Origin of the sequence: Candidatus Pelagibacter sp. HIMB1709 (assembly GCF_052047635.1) — a bacterium.
Taxonomy (GTDB): domain Bacteria; phylum Pseudomonadota; class Alphaproteobacteria; order Pelagibacterales; family Pelagibacteraceae; genus Pelagibacter.
The window spans coordinates 740,326-759,391 of the sequence record NZ_JBNAJW010000001.1; the positions used below are offsets into that span (position 1 = coordinate 740,326).

A 19,066-nucleotide genomic window follows, 5' to 3' on the forward strand; every position below is an offset into this window, starting at 1 on the left:
AAAAACTATAAGTTACAGCAATGAATTCTATAGTTATTGGATCTGGATTTGGTGGTATTGCTGCAGCAATAAGACTAAGAGCCAAAGGACATAAAGTAAAATTAATAGAAAAACATTCAGACCTAGGTGGAAGAGCTAGAGTTTTCAAAAAAGATGGTTTTACCTATGATGCTGGGCCAACAGTAATAACAGCTCCATATTTAATTAACGAACTATTCAGTTTATTTAATAAAAATCCTGAGGACTACATAAAACTAACACCACTTAAAATTTGGTATCAATTTGTTTTTGAGGACCAAACTAAATTTAATTACTCAGGTGATGAAATAGAAATGAAAAAACAAATTGAAAATTTAAATCAAGAAGATGTTAAGGGGTATGAAGATTTAGTAAATTTTACCAAAAAAATTTTTGAGAAGGGATTTTTAGAACTTGCAGATGTTCCATTTGATAAACCCTTTTTTATGATGAAACAGCTGCCAGCATTATTAAAACTTAAGAGTTATAAATCAGTTTATTCATTAGTATCGTCTTATGTAAAAAATGAAAAATTAAGAAGGATGCTTAGTATGCATCCACTTTTGGTTGGTGGTAATCCGTTCACAACTACCTCAATTTATGGGCTAATTCTTTATTTAGAAAAAAAATGGGGCATTCATTATTCAATGGGTGGTACGGGAAATATAATTAAAGGATTTGAAAAGTTAATGGAGGAAATAGAAATCAAAATAATAAAAAATACTGAGGTAAAAGAAATTATTACTAAGAATAATAAAATTACCGGTGTTGTAGTTGACAATGAAGAGATTATCGAAGCTGATAATGTCATTTGTAATGCTGACCCTCCTGCTTTTTATGAAAAGATGACTAGTAAAAACTTAAAAAATTCAATGCTGTTTGATTGGAAACAAAAGAGGATGGATTACTCAATGGGTTTATTTGTTTATTATTTTGGAACCAAAAAAGTCTATGAAAACGTTGAGCATCACACAATTAAATTTGGAAACAAATATAAAGAACATCTAGATGATATTTTTGATTATAAAAAATTAAATAACGATATTAGCTATTATCTCCATAGACCCTCTGCAACAGATAAGAGTATGGCTCCTGAGGGAAGTGATTGTTTTTATGTATTAGTGCCAGTTCCAAACAATCAATCAAATATAGATTGGCAAATAGAAGGAGAAAAAATGAAAAATCTTGTGGTTGATAAAATGGAAAATGATTTAATGCCAAATCTTAGAAATAATATTGTATCTGATTTTTATCTTACACCTGATTATTTTGAGAAAGAACTAAATACAAAATATGGATCGGGTTTTTCAATTCAGCCTAAATTCACTCAATCAGCTTATTTTAGATTTCATAATAAATCAGAAATTTATGACGGTTTATATTTTGTTGGTGCCGGAACTCACCCGGGTGCGGGTGTACCAGGAGTACTTTCATCTGCAAAAGTATTAGATAAATTGATTTAGAATGTTAACTAAAAATTATTTAGCAACCTATGCAAAATCATTTAATTGGGCTGGTTTTTTTTTGCCAAAAAAAACTTATGATAAATGTTCTGCGCTTTATGATTTTTGTAGAGAAGCAGATAATATTGCAGACGATCCAGGAAAATTAGAAGACAAAATAATTAAATTTGAAAACTTTAAGAAAGATTTTTTAAATAAAAACTTTCAAAACATTGTCATTAAAAATATTTGGGAACTTATAGATGAATTTAACATTTCAACAAAAGTAATTAATGATTTATTTGATGGGATTAATTCAGATATTAAAGAAAGAGTAGAATTAAAATCAAAAAAAGAATTATTAATATACTCTTATAGAGTAGCAGGTACAGTTGGTTTAATGATGGCAAAAATTTTAAAAGTTAATAAGACAAATTCTTTAAAATCAGCTATCGATCTTGGAATAGCAATGCAGCTTACCAATATTTCAAGAGACGTAATTGAAGATAAAAATAATAAAAGAATTTATATCAATGAAAATTTCAACGACATCGTATCTACCATTTCTTTGTCTGAAAAATTTTATGAAAATTCTTTTTACTCAATTAAAGAAATACCTTTAAGTTTCAGATTCTCTATTTTAGTTGCAAGACGAGTCTACAGAAAAATTGGACACAAAATAATTAATAAAAATAATTTAGAAAATTATAAAAATTCTGGAAAAATTTATGTAACAAAAATTGAAAAAATCATTGAAACTTTTTTATCAATTTTTGATTTAATAATTTTAACATTTACAAATAAAAATGATAATAACATTGAACATGATCATTCATTAATTAATGAAGAGATAAATTTAAATGAAAGATTTTGATTACATAATTATCGGTGGTGGTTGTGCAGGTTTGTCTTTGGCTTATGAACTTGAAATTTCTGATAAATTAAAAAATAAATCTTTAGCTATAATTGAGCCTAGAGAGGAATATAAAAGAGACAAAACTTGGTCATTTTGGAAAGTATTTCCACACAATTATGATGATTGTGTCAAAAAAAGTTGGGATAATTTTTCCATAAACATTTCTAATGATACAAAGTTTATTGATTGTAAGCTAACACCTTATCAATCTATAGATAGTGGAAAATTTTATGACAAAATTCTTTCAAAACTTAAATTAAATGAAAATATAAAATTTTTTAAAAATATTAATGATGTTGAATTATCAAATTCAATAATTTTTAATAGCATTCCAAACTTTGAAAATAAGCCAAATAATTTGTGGCAACATTTTTGTGGTGTGGAAATAGAAACTGAAAAAGATTTTTTTGATGACCAAATATTTAACTTAATGGACTTTGCGTGTGATCAAAAAAATGAGGTTCATTTTTTTTACACTCTGCCTTTTTCAAAAAAAAGTGCACTTGTAGAAACTACCTGGATATCAAATTTAAGTAATGAAAATATAAAAGATTATGATAATCAAATAGATCAATATTTAAAAAACCATTTAAATATCAGAAATTATAAAATCAATTTTAAAGAAGAAGGCTCTATACCTTTATTTAGAAATAAAAATCTAAAAAAATTAAACGAAATATATATTGGATCAGCCGGCGATATGACGAGATTAAGCACGGGTTATACCTTTTTAAATATTCAAGAACACAGCAAATATATAGCGGAAAACATTGATAATATTTCTAAAGCTAAATTGTTTAAAATTAAAAAAAAATATGATTTTTTGGATAATATTTTTTTGAAAGTTTTAAGAAATAACTCTTCAGATATGGGGGAAATTTTCTTTAAAATGTTCAATAGTTCACCTAAGACTGCTATTAATTTCTTATCTAATAAAAGTAATTTTTTTGAAGATTTAGAAATAATTTTAAAAATGCCTAAATGGAAATTTTTAAAAGAATTATTTTAAATGACTAATCAATTAATTAAAAAAATTAACCTTAATCATTCATTTATATTTTTTTTACTAATTAATCTATTTTCTGTCGTGATGTTTAGATTAAATTATTTAGATATTTCATCATCAATATGCTTATTTTTAATTTTAACTATTGGAGTTTCACACGGTGCATTAGATAATATTAAAGGTAAAAAACTTCTTAAATTATTTAATTTTGAAAGAATATATATTTTCTATATCTTTTATATTTTTATAGCAGTTTGCATCATTATTATTTGGTCACTCTTACCAGCAACCACACTGTTAGTTTTTCTTATAGTGGCAGCATTTCATTTTGGTAAAGAAGATACACAATTTTTAATAAACAAAAAATCGTACTTAATTCAATTATTATACCTTTTAAAAGGATCGCTCATAATTCTTGCCCCGCTTTTTTTTCATTTTGATGATACTGTGAAAATATTTAAATCATTACTTGTTGTTAATGAAAATTTTTATTTATTCTTAGAATTTTTAGAAGAAAATAAGATAATCGAGATATCAATTATTTTGAGTTCATTATCAAGTATATTTTTATTTATTGATAAGTTTGAATTAAAAAAATTCACTATTTTTTTTGATTATTTCTCAATTATAATTTTAAATTACTACTTTACTCCTTTAACAGCTTTTACAATTTATTTTTGTTTTTTACATTCTGTGAGGCACTCTATTTCACTTGCGATAGACCTGGATGAAAACAATCTCCAAAATGGACTAAAATTATTTATTTTAAAGGCTTTACCACTTACTCTTTTAACAATCTTTATTTCAATAATTGTATTATTTTTATTAAATGACGTTAATTATTTAGATGATGCAATCTTAAAACTAATTTTTATTGGTTTGGCGTCTTTAACCTTTCCACATATATTGCTGGAATATTTTTTAGAGAAAAATGAAAAACAAACAAATTAAAATTTTACTTTCTGCTCCAAGAGGTTTTTGTGCTGGTGTTGAGAGAGCTATAGAGATTGTAGAAAAATCTATTCAAAAATATGGATCGCCAGTTTATGTTAGACACGAAATTGTTCACAACAAGCATGTTGTTGATAATTTAAAAAATAAAGGTGCTATCTTTGTTGAAGAATTAGAGGAAATTAATGACAAATCTAGACCTGTTATTTTTTCTGCGCACGGTGTTCCGAAAAAAATACCAGAAGATGCTGAAAATTATAAAATGACTTATGTAGATGCTACTTGTCCACTAGTTTCTAAAGTTCATAGAGAAGCGGAAAACTTAAATAAAGCTGGTTATCATATTATTTTGATTGGACACGAGAACCATCCAGAAGTAATAGGCACTATGGGCCAATTACCTAAAGGATCTATTGATTTGGTTCAAAATGAAGCTGAAGCAATGGAGTATAAAACCAATTATAAAAAAAAATTGGCTTATATAACTCAAACAACACTATCTGTTGACGACACTAAAGAAATAATAAAAATTTTGAAAGATAGATATACAAACATTAAAGAGCCAGCAAAAGAGGATATTTGTTACGCAACAACTAATAGACAAATGGCAGTAAAAAATATTGCAAAAAAGTGTGATATGTTTTTTGTAATAGGTAGTAGAAACTCTTCAAATTCAGTTAGACTTGTTGAAGTAGCAAAAAAATCAGGTTGTCAAAATTCACAACTTTTTCATTCTGAAAGTGAAATTCCTTTTGATCAAATACAGAATTCAAATACTATTGGTATATCATCAGGAGCATCAGCGCCCGAAATTCTTGTAGAAGATTTTATTAATGAATTAAAAAAAAAATTTTCTATAAATGTTGAGGAAGTAGAAATTATAAAAGAAAATGTAGTCTTTAAAGTTCCTAATAAATTAAATTAAATGGCTGTATATACAAAAATAAATCAGAGTGATATCGATATAATAAACAACAAGTTTAATATTGAAAAAATTTTAAGTTTCCAGGGAATTGCTAAAGGAATTGAAAATACAAATTACATTTTAAAATCCAAAAATAAAAAGTTTATTCTCACAATTTTTGAGAAGAGAGTTCTTCCAAAAGAGATACCTTTTTTTATGAAATTAATGGATCATTTAAATGATTCAAAAATTAATTGCCCAAGACCACTTAAAACTAAAGACAAAAATTATTTAATTAAACTAAAAAATAAAACAGCCTGTATTGTCACTTTCTTAAGTGGAAAAGATAAAAAGAAAGTTAATGAAAGTGACTGCTATGCTATTGGAAAAGCAATAGCTAAAATGCATATGGTTACTAAGAAGATAAAATTTACTAGAAAAAATTCAATGGGTGTAAAATATTTAAAACCTTTGCTCCAGAGTATTAAATTTAAATCAAATAAAGGATCAAATTTGAAAAAATTTTTATTTAATAATTTTAATGATATTAAAAAAAATTGGCCAAAAAAACTTCCTTCTGGAATAATACATGGTGATTTATTTGTAGATAATATTTTTTTTAATAAAAATAAGCTGTCAGGAATTATAGACTTTTACTTTGCTGCTAACGATTACTATATGTATGAAATAGCAATCTGCATTAATGCTCTATGTTTTGATGAAAAAAATAAAAAATTTATAATTAATAAAAAGAAAGTTGATAAATTGATCAAGGGATACAACAGCATTAAAAAAATTAAATTAAATGAAAAAAATAATTTAAATATCTTGTGTAGAGGTGCTGCTCTTAGATATCTGTTAACTAGACTATATGATTATACAAATACTCCAAAAACAGCATTAATCAAAATTAAGGATCCAAACGAATATTATCAAAAACTTATTACCCATAACAATTTGAATAGTTTTAAAGATTATCTGATTTAATGATTAAAATTTATACTGATGGCTCATGTTTAAAAAATCCAGGAAATGGTGGATGGGCAGCAATAATATGCACTGATAATGAAGTGAAAAAAATAAGTGGAAATGAAAAAGATACAACAAATAATAGAATGGAATTAATGGCGACAATCAATGCATTAAAAGAAGTAAATTCTGAAGATTTGATAGAAATCTACACAGATTCTAAATATGTTAAAAATGGAATTACTGATTGGATCCACAATTGGATTAAAAATAATTGGAAAACATCTAATAAAGAGGATGTTAAAAATAAAGATTTATGGGTTCAATTGCATGATTTGAATAATAATTCTAAAATTAAGTGGAACTGGGTTAAAGCTCATACTGGAAATCCACTAAATGAAGAAGTTGATTTATTAGCTAAAAAAGCTGCAAGTCTAGATTAATTTTAAGAAATTTTCTGCTGCTGAGATTTCACAAGATCCTGTATCTGCTTCTTCCTGAAGTTTAATAACCTTCATGTTATCAACAAACATCGTGTATCTATTAGATCTAATTCCTAAACCTCTGCCACTTTTATCAACATCTGCACCAATTTCTTTTGTAAAATTAAGAAATGGGTCACCCATCATAACAATTTTTTCACCTACATCATTTTGTTTACCCCAAGCATTCATCACAAAGGGATCATTTACTGAAATACAAATTATATGATCAATACCTTTTTCTTTAAATTGATCATGCATCTTAATATATCCTGGCAAATGTTTAGCAGAACATACAGAAGTATATGCCCCAGGTAGTCCAAATATTACAACTTTTTTGTCTTTAAAAAAATCTTCTATATTTTTTTTTACAGGCTCTCCATCTTGAAGAACAAAAATTTCTGAATTTGGTAGGTTATCGTTTTCTTTTATTTTCATTTGGATCTATCTTTAATATGTTCTTTTACTTTTTCAATATCATTTTCAAGAATAACATAATTTTCTTTCTCATTTAATATAAATTGAAGTTCATTTGGTAACTCAGCTTTAATATTTATAGCACTTTGAATTGCATCAGGAAACTTACATGGATGTGCTGTTGCCAGCACAATATTATTACCATTGAGATTGTGTTTATCAAAAGCTCCATAACCAATTGCAGTATGAGGGTCTAAAACAATATTAAATTCTTGATAAACAGACTTAATAATATCAAGTGTTTCAGTCTCGCTCATTCTTGCTGATAAGAAATCTTGATTAATTAAATTTAACTTTTCTTTATCAATTGAATATTTTCCTTCTTCTTTAATTTTCATCATGTCTTTTGATGTTTGTTCTGAATTCTTATCATTCAAGTCAAAAATAAGTCTCTCAAAGTTACTTGCAATCTGTATATCCATACTAGGAGAAATAGTTTCGGAAACAGTTTCAGCCTCGTAATTACCGTTTGAAATAGCTCTATGGAGAATGTCATTTTGATTTGTTGCAACAATCAATTTATTAATAGGCAAACCCATTTTTTTGGCTAAATAACCTGCGTATACATCTCCAAAATTCCCTGTGGGAACAGAAAAATTAGTGGGTTTAGTGTGATCTTCAATGAGATAATAGCTGTAAAAGTAATAAACACATTGAGCAATAATTCTTGCCCAGTTGATTGAATTTACACCTGACATATTAATATCTTGAGAAAATTTTGTATCAGAAAACATTGATTTAACTAAGTTCTGGCAGTCATCAAAATTTCCTTTAATAGCGATATTAAATACATTTTCATGTTTTCCAGTGGTCATGATTTTTCGCTGAACAGAAGAAACTCGATTATCAGGATGTAGTACAAAAATATTTAAATTTTCTTTTCCTTTTATTGCATCTATAGCTGCTGCTCCTGTATCTCCAGATGTGGCAACTACAATATTAATTTTTTCTTTTTGCTTGCTTAAATAAAATTCATAAAAATTTCCAAGAAGTTGCATAGCAACATCCTTAAAGGCTAGTGTTGGGCCATGAAATAACTCTAAGACTGATCGATCTCCTATTTTTATGAAATCAATTACATTTTCTCTCCTAAAAACAGAATAAGATTTATCAATTATATTAGACAATTCATCTTTATCCATAAAATTTCCTATAAAAGGAAAAATAATTTTTTTTGCTAAATCTGAATAATTAAGTGATCTCAATTCTTGAATTTCTTTTTCACTATAGTTTGGAAGTGAGCTGGGAATGAACAATCCCCCATCATCAGCAAGACCTTTGATAAAAACATCTTTAAATTCGTAAGTTTTAGAAGTATTTCTAGTGCTGACGTATCTCATTTAATAATTTTTTTTTCTAAAATATAGATATATTAAAAGGATTGAAATCGCCATCGAAAACCAAGTAATTGCGTACTTTTTGTGATTGTTTGAAATTTTAGCAGTGATCACTCTTGGTCTTGGGTTTTCGTAGTTACCGTTTAAATAAATAATATATTTTGAAAAGTTTTTTCCTGTAAATTTTAAAATATCTTCCCGATCTAGTGTAAACCAATAATTTTTATCTACATCATTCTTGGGTTTGAATGAGCTTGATTTTGATTGAAGCATTAAAGTACCAATAATATTTTTTTGATCAACAATATTAATCTCTCGTTTGTTTTTTTGGTCAAAAGATATCCAGCCTCTATTAATTAAATAATCTTCATTTCCTATTTTAATTGGGTTAATAACTTCAAATCCAGGTTTACCAGTTTCGTTAAGATTATAGAGATAAATTTGTTTTTCAAAATCAATTTGTCCTGATGTTTTTATTCTTAAATAATTTTTTTTTTCTACATTTTGAAGTTCAACAGGATCAATCTTTAAAGAATTTTCAATTTGATTGATTAGATCTAATTTCCAACTCAATCTATACAATTGCCAAAAGCCTAATGACAACAAAACTAAAATTATAAAATAAACAAAAACTGAAAATAGAAGCTTATTCTTCAAGGATTAAATACTAACTTCCCCAAACGTATATAGCTGCAAACAAGAATAACCAAACAACATCAACAAAGTGCCAGTACCAAGCAGCTGCCTCAAAACCAAAGTGGTGTTCTTTCGTAAAGTGACCCAATCTTCCTCTCCATAAACAAACAGCAAGAAAGATTGTTCCAACAATTACGTGGAAACCATGAAAACCTGTTGCCATATAAAATACTGCACCATAAATATGTCCCGAATAATCAAATGTAGCATGATGATATTCGTAAGCCTGTAATAAAGTAAAAAAGAAGCCTAGTGCAACAGTTGCTGTTAATCCTTGAATAAATCCCTTTCTATCGTCTTCTAATAAAGAGTGGTGAGCCCAAGTTACTGTAGTTCCTGATAATAATAAAACTAATGTATTGATTAATGGAATGTCCCATGGATCAAAAGTTTCTATGTCTTGTGGAGGCCAAACATTTCCAACAAACTCATTTGGGAATAAACTTATATCAAAATAAGCCCAAAACCATGCAACAAAAAACATAACTTCAGAAGCAATAAATAACGTCATTCCATATCTGTGATGGATTTGAACAACTGGAGTATGGTGACCTTGATGTTCAGCTTCAATCACAACATCTCTGAACCACATATAGGCTGCATAAATTACAAGTGCTAATCCTAAATACATTCCCCAAGATACATCATTGTGCATATAAAAAATTGCTCCAATAGCTAGCACCAAGCATGCAAAAGATGTAAATATAGGCCAAGGACTTGGGTCTACTAAGTGATAATCATGTTTTTTTTCAGCTGACATATTTTTTTAATTATGATTGTTTATAATAATCTGTCGAGAAAAAAGTATACGACATAGTTACATCCTGTAAGTTTTTAACTGTTGGATCATTTACCAGTTCTGGGTCCAAATAAAAAGTCATAATATAAGTTGCCTTCTCACCTGCCTTAAGTTCCTGTTTTTCAAAGCAAAAACAGCCTAATTTACTATAATATTTTCCAAAACTTGCGGGCGAAACATTGAAACTAGCAACTCCATAGGTTGTTTCGTCTCCATAGTTCTCAACCTCAAACTCAATTCTATTTACCTGACCAACCTTAACATCAATGACATTTGATTTTGCCTTAAAATCCCAAGTGAGATTGTTTACATTCGTATCAAATCTTACACTTACAACTTTATCTAAAACTATTTTCGGGGCTTCTTTAGATACTTGGGTTGTTCCACCAAAGCCAGTTACTCGACAAAAAAGATCATATAAGGGCACTGCCGCAAAAGATAAACCTAACATTAAACAAAAAATACCTGCTAGAAGTAATGGAGTTAATGTTTTGCTCTTAATCATATCTGCCTATCAAATACGCCAACGTTATATAATGTAAAAACAAACAAAAAAACCATAAAAGCTAAAATTGCTAAAGCGGTAATAATATTTTTTTTCTTTGTTTTTTTATCGGGTGTTATCATAAAATTTTATCTATTAAGAAAAATACAAAAACTAAAAACAAATATAATATCGAGTATCCAAAAATTGTTTTTGCTTTTTTTGCATCAAACTTGTTCTTCTTAAATTTGTAAAGTTCAAAACATAAGTAATTATAATAAATTGTCAAAATTAATGATGGAATTAAAAATACTAGACCAACAAAACTAATTGCATATGGGAAAACAATAACTGGCAACATTATTAACGAATAAACAAATATATTTAATTTTGTGCTTTCAACACCATTAGTCAATGGAAGCATTGGAATATTTGCTTTTTTATAATCATCAGATTTATACAAACTTAACGCCCAGAAATGTGATGGTGTCCAAAAAAAGATAATTAAAAAGAAAGTTAATGGCTCAAGTGAAAGCGAGTTAGTAGCTATAGTCCAACCAATTACAGGAGGTAATGCTCCTGCAGCGCCTCCAATAACAATATTTTGAGGCGTTTTTCTTTTAAGCCAAACAGTATAAACCAGCACATAAAACAAAATTGTAAATAACAATAAAGCTGCTGAAATTGTATTTGCAAAATAATCCAAAGCAACAACAGAAAATATTGATAAAGCAATACCAAAAATCAAAGCTTGATTTTTATTAACCTTCCCAGTTGGTATAGGTCTTAAACAAGTCCTTGTCATTAATGCATCTAAATCAGACTCGTACCACATGTTTAAAGCTCCAGCGGCACCAGCTCCAATAGAAACTAAAATAATTCCAATTATTGCATCTTTTGTTGGAATAATATTTGGCGCCATTAACAATCCAACCGCACATGTAAAAATTACAAGAGACATTACTCTTGGCTTCATGAGTTTAAATAACTCAGAGAAATTGAATACGTCTTCTTGATTTAAATTTCTATTTTTTAATTTAGACTTAATCATTTAATTTTAGACAGAAAACCTAAATACTTTTTTAGGTAGTAGATTTTTCTGCACTCTCTTCATCTTCAAACTTTGGTAATTCATCAAAAGTATGAAAATTTGGAGGAGACGGTACTGTCCACTCTAAAGTTGTTGCCCCCTCACCCCAAGGGTTTTGTGCAGCAGCTTTTTTCTTATAAAATGCATAAATTAGATTTGCGAAAAATACTCCTAAACCAATTACAGAAATATATGATCCAATTGAAGATATATAATTCCAACCAGCAAATGCATCTGGATAATCTGCATATCTTCTAGGCATCCCCGCTAAACCTAAGAAGTGTTGAGGGAAGAAAATTAAGTTTACTCCAATAAATGTTAACCAGAAGTGTAATTGACCTAACCATTCTGAATACTCGTAACCACTCATTTTTCCAAACCAGTAATAAAAGCCTGCAAAGATTGCGAACACCGCACCTAGAGATAACACATAGTGGAAATGAGCTACTACATAGTAAGTATCATGCATTGCTGTATCTACACCTGCATTTGCAAGAACAACACCTGTAACTCCACCTACTGTAAATAAAAATATAAACCCTAAAGCCCAGACCATAGGTGTCTTAAATGATATTGAACCACCCCACATAGTTGCTATCCAAGAAAATATTTTAATTCCTGTCGGAACAGCAATGATCATCGTCGCTGCTAAGAAATAAGCTTTGGTATCTGTACTTAAACCAACTGTATACATGTGGTGAGCCCATACAACGAAACCAACTATTCCAATTGCTACCATTGCATATGCCATTCCTAAATATCCGAATACTGGTTTTCTAGAGAATGTTGAAACAATATGACTAATCATTCCAAAACCTGGTAAAATTAAAATGTATACTTCAGGATGACCAAAGAACCAGAATAGGTGTTGAAATAATACTGGGTCTCCACCTGTTTGAGCATCAAAGAATGCAGTTCCAAAATTTCTATCCGTTAATAGCATTGTGATTGCACCTGCTAATACCGGAAGTGATAAAAGTAATAAGAACGCTGTAACTAAAATTGACCAAGCAAATAAAGGCATTTTATGCAGTGTCATGCCTGGAGTTCTCATATTTAAAATTGTAGTGATAAAGTTTACTGCTCCTAAAATTGAAGACGCTCCTGCTAAGTGTAAACTTAAAATTGCAAAGTCCATTGCTGGACCAGGCTGTCCCGCTGTAGATGATAAAGGAGGATAGATTGTCCATCCACCACCAACACCAGTTTGACCTGGAGGGCCATCCATAAATATAGACATAATTAATAAAATGAATGAAGTTGGTAACAACCAAAATGAAATGTTATTCATTCTTGGGAATGCCATGTCAGGCGCACCAATCATAATTGGTACAAACCAATTTCCAAAACCACCAATCATTGCTGGCATAACCATAAAGAAGATCATGATTAAACCATGACCTGTTACTAAGACGTTGTATAAATGATAGTTTCCACCTAAAATTCCATCACCTGGATGCATCAATTCCATTCTCATTAAAACTGAGAATGCAGTTCCGATTACACCTGCAACAATTGCAAATATAAGGTACATTGTACCTATATCTTTGTGATTGGTTGAATACGCCCAACGTTTCCAACCAGTTGGTGTATGATGATCGTCGTGTGATGCAGTTTGTGTATACATATTATTTACTCGCTAGTTTTTTAAATTGATCTTCTTCATTAATTTCTTTTGCAAATTTTATTTTAGCCCCAGTAAGCCACTCTTGATATTCTTGTTCAGAAACTACTCTTACTGTAATCGGCATAAAAGCATGTTTAATTCCACAAAGCTCAGAGCATTGTCCATAATAAGTTCCAACTTCTTCTGCTTTAAACCATGTTTCATTTATTCTTCCAGGAACCGCATCTCTTTTAACTCCAAAAGATGGTAATGCCCAAGCGTGCAAAACATCATTTGCAGTAATTAAAACTTTTACTACTTTGTTAACTGGAACAACTAATTCATTATCTACGGCTAATAATCTTGGCTGATTTTCTTTTAAGTCTTTGTCTTCAATCATATAAGAGTCGAAAATAATATTTTCGTCTGGATACTCGTATCCCCAGTACCACTGATAACCAATTGCCTTAACTGTTACATCTGCTTTTGGTATTGAATCTTGTTTATATAAAATTTTGAATGATGGAACCGCCATGACGATTAAAATCAAACATGGAATTAATGTCCATAAAACTTCTACAGCAACATTGTGGGTTCTTTTAGAAGGAACTGGATTCGCTGATGCTCTAAATCTGATACATGCATAGACCATCAAAAATAAAACGAAGACACTTATCGCGATTATGATTGGTAGCAACAATTTGTCATGAAAATTAACTATATCTCGCATAGACTCTGATGCTGCTTTTTGAAAACCTAATTGCCAATCTTTTGGCTGGTTAGCAAACGCAACTGCAGGAGTTAAAATTGAAAGAATTGTTATTAAAATTTTTTTCATTTTTTTATCCTATATAGAACGTCTTCAAAAAAATTACACTTTAGTTTTCGCGACAAAATATCAATTTATGGCGTATTTTATGATCGATATAGCTGAAATTACAGCTGTTTCAGATCTCAATATATTCTCATTAATTTTCAATGGTTGAACACCGCTAAATTTTAGAATCTTAGCTCTTTCCTCTTCAGAAAAATCTCCTTCTGGACCTATAATTACACATGTAGGTTTATCTGTAACCTTCTTTAAATCTACTTTGGTATTTTCAGAATTTAGATCAGTAAAAATTAAATCAACTTTATTGTTATTTAAAAAATCATCTAATGATTTTGGGTCTTCAATATCTGGAACATTAATTCTATTCGATTGCTCTGCTGCTTCAATAATTACTTTCTCTAATCGCTCTTTATTAATTTTACGAACAATCGTTCTATCAAATATTATTGGAATAAATTTTGTAACTCCTAACTCAGTTGCTTTTTGAATCATAAAGTTAAAATAATTTGATTTAATTGGAGAAAATGCCAACCACAATTCTTTTGGATTTTCTTTCTGTCTTAATTGTTTTATAACATTAAATTCAACAATACCTTTTGAGATATTTAAAATTTTTGCTTCCCATTCACCACTGCTGTTAAATAATGAGAAAGTTTCATTTTCTTTAACTCTCATTACTTTGTTTACGTAATGCGATTGAGATTTATCAAGTGTACCAGTTAAATTATTAGATAAACTTTTAGAAAAATATAATCTAATGTTACTCATATTATTAAATTAGTTTATGAAAAATATTAAAGCAATAATTTTTGACGCTTACGGCACTTTATTCGATGTAAATTCAGCAGCAGAAAAATGCAAAGATAAAATTGGTGATAAGTGGGAGGCTTTTGCAAATTATTGGAGAACCACACAATTAGAATACACTTGGCTTAGAAGTTTAATGAAAAGGCATAAAGATTTTTGGCAAATCACTGAAGACAGTTTGGATAAATCAATGAGTGTATTTGAAATAGATAATTCAACGAGAGATGAATTATTAGACCTCTATAAAATTCTCTCACCTTTTGAAGAAGTTCCAAAAGTATTAAAATCTTTAAAAGAAAAAAATTTTAAACTAGCAATACTTTCTAACGGTACACCTTCTTTGTTAAATGAATTGGTGCAAAGTAATAAATTAGACAATTTATTTGATGATATTTTTTCTATCGAAGAAGTTGGTATTTTTAAGCCTGACTCTAAAGTTTATGATATGCCAATAAAAAAATATAAAATTGAAAAAAATGAAGTTGCTTTTTTAAGTGCAAATACTTGGGATGTATCTGGAGGAGGAAACTATGGATATAATTCTATATGGGTAAATAGAAATAATAATACATTTGATAAACTTGATTATTCACCACAACATGAAATTAAAAATCTAAAAGAGTTACTGAATATTATCTAATTCTATTTTCTTCAAAGTTTTTATTTAATTTTAATGAAATAGTTCTTGTGTTTTTTCTATTCCAATCAGAAAAAGATTTTAAAATAGGAATTACTGATAAGCCAAATTCCGTAAGTGAATACTCTACTTTTGGAGGTACTACTTGATAAACTTTTCGGTTCACAATACCATCAGTTTCTAACTCTCTAAGTTGTTTAGATAACATTTGTTGAGTTATAGTTTTTAATGCCTTTTTTAGTTCGTTAAATCTTATTTTCTTATTATTAAACAATGTAAAAAGAATTCTTATTTTCCATTTGCCACCTAAAAAATAAATAGCTCTTTCAGCTGGACAATTAATTAAATTTTTCATGAATAATTAAATAACTATTTTATTTTAATTATCAAGGTATGATTTTGTATACTAGTATGAAAATATTGCGTTCTTGCATACTTCATAACAAACTATTAGTTATGCTCTAAACTAATTGAAAGGGTAATTATGACTAAAGGACAAAGAGCTGGAGATGGACCAATAGCAGTAGAGGTTGAGAAAGATAAATCTTATTATTGGTGTAGATGTGGGAAGAGTTCAAAACAACCATTTTGTGATGGATCTCATCAAGGTTCAAAATTTACTCCAGTTGCATACAAAGCTGAAGAAACAAAAAAAGTATTTTTTTGTGCTTGTAAACAAACTAACAACCAACCACTTTGCGATGGTTCACACAGTAAGTAATGATTAAAGCAAGTAAAAGAACTAAAAATATGAACAACATCTTAGATCTAACTGGTAGAGTGCTTATTTCTCTAATTTTTTTGTTAAGTGGAATTAACAAAATTGGAAACTATGAAGGAACAGTTGGCTGGATGGAGTCTTTAGGTGTGCCTGGCATTTTTTTAATACCAGCAATCATACTTGAGATAGGTGCACCAATATTAATTATGATTGGATATAAAGTAAAAGTTTCAGCAGCTTTATTAAGTATATTTTGCATCGCTACAGCAGTTATTTTTCATAATAATTTTTCTGATCAAATGCAGTTTATATCTTTTATGAAAAATATTGCTCTTGCTGGGGGTTTTTTATTCTTAGTTGTTAATGAAACAAAAGATTTCAGTCTAGATAAAAAACTAAATAGTCGTTAATTAACTAAATAAATAAGTGTCTTAATGCTTTAAATTAAGACACTTATAAAAAATTACATATTATTTTAAGATTTAATTTATTAGATTAAGAGTATTAATGGACAAGCCAACTATAGCAGATAACAAACCTAAAAAAGTAGAACTAGTACAAAATGAAGAATACATGTTTTGTACTTGTGGAAAATCTAAAAACCAACCATTTTGTGATTGGTCTCATGCTGGTACTTCGTTTAAGCCTATAAATTTTAAAGCAGAAAAAACTGGTAGTGCTTATCTTTGTATGTGTAAACATAGTAGCAACAAACCTTATTGTGACGGTACACATAAAAATTTTACCTCTGATCAAATTAATAAATCAGAAGAAGTTTCAAACACTAATGAAATAACGAGTACAGAAGAAGAGCCACATCTTGCATACATCCATGAGCTTGCAAAAAATGGCTTAACAAAACTTGGTCATCATGGAGAAATGGGAGCTATGGGTGTTCCCTCGAGAGACTTGCCAAAGTGGGAAGATATTCAAATACTTACTGCTCAACTAGCAAAAAAACCTCTCCTAGATAACGATAAAGTTGGAACAGATATAATTATAGGTAAAAACTCAAAAAAACCTCTAACTTTAAATATTCCAATTTTTGTATCAGATATGAGTTTTGGTGCGCTATCAGAAGAGGCAAAAATTGCTTTAGCAAAAGGTGCAGAGAGAGCTGGTACAGGAATTTGTTCGGGAGAGGGTGGAATGCTTTTAGAAGAGCAAAAAAATAATTCAAAGTATTTTTATGAGCTTGCCTCAGCTAAATTTGGTTATTCAGAAGATAAATTAAAAAATATTCAAGCATTTCATTTTAAAGGTGGTCAAGCTGCAAAAACTGGGATAGGTGGGCATTTACCAGGGAACAAAGTTAAAGGTAAAATATCTGAGGTAAGACAAATTCCAGAAGGTGAAGATGCTATCTCCCCTTCTACTTTCAAAGATCTAACAACTGTTGATGATTTTTTAAATTTCTCAAACAGAGTTAGAGAGTTAACTGGTGGTATTCCGATAGGATTTAAGTTGTCTGCTCAACATATAGAAGATGACATTGAATTTGCAGTAAGTGCTAGTGCTGATTATATTATTCTTGATGGGCGTGGTGGTGGAACTGGGGCTGCTCCTTTAATATTTAGAAATAATATTTCTATTCCTACGATTCCAGCCTTAGCAAGAGCTAGAAATTATTTAGATAAAAAAGGTTATGACCATGTATCATTAATTGTAACAGGTGGATTAAGAACTTCTGCAGATTTTGTAAAAGCACTTGCTCTTGGAGCAGACGGTATTGCAATCTCCAACTCAGCTATGCAAGCAATAGGATGTGTTGGTGCTAGAATGTGTAATACAAATAATTGCCCCGCTGGTATTGCCACTCAAAAACCAGAACTTAGAAAAAAATTAAATATTGAAGAATCCTCTGCAAGATTAACTAGATTTTTTAATGCATCTGTAGATCTAATGAAGATATTAGCAAGAGCGTGCGGACATGATCATCTTAATAAACTTTCTATAAATGACTTAACAACGTGGAAAAAGGAAATGAGCGAGCTATCTGGTGTGTCATTTGGTGGAGTTATAAATAATAAGCAAAACAATAAATAAAGGACAGAAATGAAAAATATTGAAGTAAGTAAAATTATTGACCCTATTCCAGCATCGGATGGTGCAGGAGTGAAATTAAAAAGAAGTATTGGTGTTGAGCCAAATTACTTTGATCCTTTCTTAATGCTAGACGAATTTGGATCTGAAAATAGCGAGGATTATATTGCTGGTTTCCCCCCTCACCCACATCGAGGCATTGAAACCGTTACATATATGTTGGCAGGAGATTTTGAACATAAAGATAGCACTGGTGGTGAAGGAAGAATGACCACAGGTGATGTTCAGTGGATGAAAACAGGAAGTGGAATTATTCATTCAGAAATGCCAGCTATGAAAGAAGGAAGACTTCATGGCTTTCAACTATGGATTAACATGCCTGCTAAATTAAAAATGAGTAAGCCTGAATATATTTATATTGATGCAGATAAAATGAGTATTCATAAAGATGATGAGAAACAAGTAAAAGTTATTGCTGGTAAATTTGAAAACGCTGAAGGACCTGTAAAAGGTCATAATGTAGAACCAGTTTACTTTGATGTAGAATTAAAGAAAGATAAAGAGTTTAATTTTAATATTCCATCAACTCACAATACATTTATTTATCTAATAAATGGTGAAATAGAAATTGGTAGTGAGAAACATGATAATGTTAAAGATAGTACTTTAATATTATTAACAAAAGGTGAAGAGCTTAAAGTAAAAGCAAAAACAAATGCTAAATTTCTTGTAATATCTGGAAAACCGATAAATGAAGAAATTGCAAGAGGTGGTCCTTTTGTGATGAATACTAAAGCAGAAATCTTGCAAGCAGTTCAAGATTATCATAATGGTACATTTGTAAAATAA

22 protein-coding genes are annotated in these 19,066 nt (G+C 29.3%); 12 read left to right on the plus strand and 10 right to left on the minus strand.

Annotation, left to right across the window (positions count from 1 at the left end; all coding sequences use genetic code 11):
- Positions 1-20: 20 nt before the first annotated feature.
- From crtI to rnhA, 7 genes are read left to right on the plus strand one after another with little or no spacing between them, the layout of a single operon-like run.
- Complete coding sequence (gene crtI, locus ACTTAR_RS04055) at positions 21-1,481, plus strand: phytoene desaturase family protein (RefSeq protein ID WP_440681654.1); 1,461 nt, start codon at positions 21-23, stop codon at positions 1,479-1,481.
- A 1-nt stretch (position 1,482) separates the two neighbouring features.
- Positions 1,483-2,334 carry a phytoene/squalene synthase family protein gene (locus ACTTAR_RS04060; RefSeq protein ID WP_440681653.1) on the plus strand — a complete coding sequence of 284 codons (852 nt, stop codon included), beginning with the start codon at positions 1,483-1,485 and terminating at the stop codon, positions 2,332-2,334.
- The gene (locus ACTTAR_RS04065; RefSeq protein ID WP_440697778.1) at positions 2,321-3,385 is read left to right on the plus strand and encodes a lycopene cyclase family protein; all 1,065 of its coding nucleotides are present in this window, start codon (positions 2,321-2,323) and stop codon (positions 3,383-3,385) included. The genes ACTTAR_RS04060 and ACTTAR_RS04065 overlap by 14 nt, the downstream gene beginning before the upstream one ends.
- Positions 3,386-4,333, plus strand: a complete 948-nt coding sequence (locus ACTTAR_RS04070; RefSeq protein WP_440681650.1) for a Brp/Blh family beta-carotene 15,15'-dioxygenase — start codon at positions 3,386-3,388, stop codon at positions 4,331-4,333. It abuts the gene before it with no gap.
- Entirely contained in the window at positions 4,314-5,258 is a 945-nt protein-coding gene (gene ispH, locus ACTTAR_RS04075) for a 4-hydroxy-3-methylbut-2-enyl diphosphate reductase (protein WP_440681648.1), read from the plus strand. The genes ACTTAR_RS04070 and ispH overlap by 20 nt, the downstream gene beginning before the upstream one ends.
- The gene (locus ACTTAR_RS04080) at positions 5,259-6,224 is read left to right on the plus strand and encodes a homoserine kinase (RefSeq protein ID WP_440681647.1); all 966 of its coding nucleotides are present in this window, start codon (positions 5,259-5,261) and stop codon (positions 6,222-6,224) included. It abuts the gene before it with no gap.
- Entirely contained in the window at positions 6,224-6,649 is a 426-nt protein-coding gene (rnhA, locus tag ACTTAR_RS04085) for a ribonuclease HI (RefSeq protein WP_440697779.1), read from the plus strand. The genes ACTTAR_RS04080 and rnhA overlap by 1 nt, the downstream gene beginning before the upstream one ends.
- On the opposite strand, the gene ACTTAR_RS04090 is transcribed toward rnhA, so the two are convergent.
- The 9 genes from ACTTAR_RS04090 to ACTTAR_RS04130 form a co-directional block, all read right to left on the minus strand.
- Positions 6,641-7,126: a peroxiredoxin gene (locus ACTTAR_RS04090; protein WP_440681644.1), complete on the minus strand. Its 486-nt coding sequence runs from the start codon at positions 7,124-7,126 to the stop codon at positions 6,641-6,643. The genes rnhA and ACTTAR_RS04090 overlap by 9 nt on opposite strands.
- Positions 7,123-8,505, minus strand: coding sequence for a threonine synthase (gene thrC, locus ACTTAR_RS04095; RefSeq protein ID WP_440681643.1), 1,383 nt, complete (start codon positions 8,503-8,505; stop codon positions 7,123-7,125). Before thrC ends, ACTTAR_RS04090 begins: the two co-directional genes overlap by 4 nt.
- On the minus strand, positions 8,506-9,159 hold the full coding sequence (locus ACTTAR_RS04100) for an SURF1 family protein (RefSeq protein WP_440697780.1): 654 nt from the start codon (positions 9,157-9,159) through the stop codon (positions 8,506-8,508).
- Positions 9,160-9,169: 10 nt separating this feature from the next.
- Positions 9,170-9,958, minus strand: coding sequence for a cytochrome c oxidase subunit 3 (locus ACTTAR_RS04105; RefSeq protein WP_075506420.1), 789 nt, complete (start codon positions 9,956-9,958; stop codon positions 9,170-9,172).
- Between the two features lie 10 nt (positions 9,959-9,968).
- Positions 9,969-10,502, minus strand: coding sequence for a cytochrome c oxidase assembly protein (locus tag ACTTAR_RS04110; protein WP_256998103.1), 534 nt, complete (start codon positions 10,500-10,502; stop codon positions 9,969-9,971).
- Between the two features lie 118 nt (positions 10,503-10,620).
- Complete coding sequence (gene cyoE / locus ACTTAR_RS04115; RefSeq protein WP_440697781.1) at positions 10,621-11,532, minus strand: heme o synthase; 912 nt, start codon at positions 11,530-11,532, stop codon at positions 10,621-10,623.
- Between the two features lie 31 nt (positions 11,533-11,563).
- Entirely contained in the window at positions 11,564-13,198 is a 1,635-nt protein-coding gene (gene ctaD, locus ACTTAR_RS04120; protein WP_075506423.1) for a cytochrome c oxidase subunit I, read from the minus strand.
- 1 nt (position 13,199) lies between these two features.
- Positions 13,200-14,015, minus strand: coding sequence for a cytochrome c oxidase subunit II (gene coxB, locus ACTTAR_RS04125; RefSeq protein ID WP_440681641.1), 816 nt, complete (start codon positions 14,013-14,015; stop codon positions 13,200-13,202).
- 60 nt (positions 14,016-14,075) lie between these two features.
- Complete coding sequence (locus ACTTAR_RS04130) at positions 14,076-14,777, minus strand: RsmE family RNA methyltransferase (RefSeq protein WP_440697782.1); 702 nt, start codon at positions 14,775-14,777, stop codon at positions 14,076-14,078.
- Positions 14,778-14,793: 16 nt separating this feature from the next.
- Between ACTTAR_RS04130 and ACTTAR_RS04135 the strand changes: the two genes are divergently transcribed.
- Entirely contained in the window at positions 14,794-15,456 is a 663-nt protein-coding gene (locus tag ACTTAR_RS04135; RefSeq protein ID WP_440697783.1) for a haloacid dehalogenase type II, read from the plus strand.
- Here ACTTAR_RS04135 and ACTTAR_RS04140 read toward each other — a convergent pair.
- Positions 15,449-15,808: a winged helix-turn-helix transcriptional regulator gene (locus ACTTAR_RS04140; protein WP_440681637.1), complete on the minus strand. Its 360-nt coding sequence runs from the start codon at positions 15,806-15,808 to the stop codon at positions 15,449-15,451. The genes ACTTAR_RS04135 and ACTTAR_RS04140 overlap by 8 nt on opposite strands.
- Before the next feature lie 129 nt (positions 15,809-15,937).
- Here ACTTAR_RS04140 and ACTTAR_RS04145 point away from each other — a divergent pair, with 129 nt between their 5' ends.
- From ACTTAR_RS04145 to ACTTAR_RS04160, 4 genes are all read left to right on the plus strand, one after another.
- Positions 15,938-16,174 carry a CDGSH iron-sulfur domain-containing protein gene (locus ACTTAR_RS04145; RefSeq protein WP_440681636.1) on the plus strand — a complete coding sequence of 79 codons (237 nt, stop codon included), beginning with the start codon at positions 15,938-15,940 and terminating at the stop codon, positions 16,172-16,174.
- The gene (locus ACTTAR_RS04150) at positions 16,174-16,584 is read left to right on the plus strand and encodes a DoxX family protein (protein ID WP_440681635.1); all 411 of its coding nucleotides are present in this window, start codon (positions 16,174-16,176) and stop codon (positions 16,582-16,584) included. The genes ACTTAR_RS04145 and ACTTAR_RS04150 overlap by 1 nt, the downstream gene beginning before the upstream one ends.
- Before the next feature lie 97 nt (positions 16,585-16,681).
- Entirely contained in the window at positions 16,682-18,220 is a 1,539-nt protein-coding gene (locus ACTTAR_RS04155; protein WP_440697784.1) for a glutamate synthase-related protein, read from the plus strand.
- A 9-nt stretch (positions 18,221-18,229) separates the two neighbouring features.
- Complete coding sequence (locus ACTTAR_RS04160) at positions 18,230-19,066, plus strand: pirin family protein (RefSeq protein WP_440681633.1); 837 nt, start codon at positions 18,230-18,232, stop codon at positions 19,064-19,066.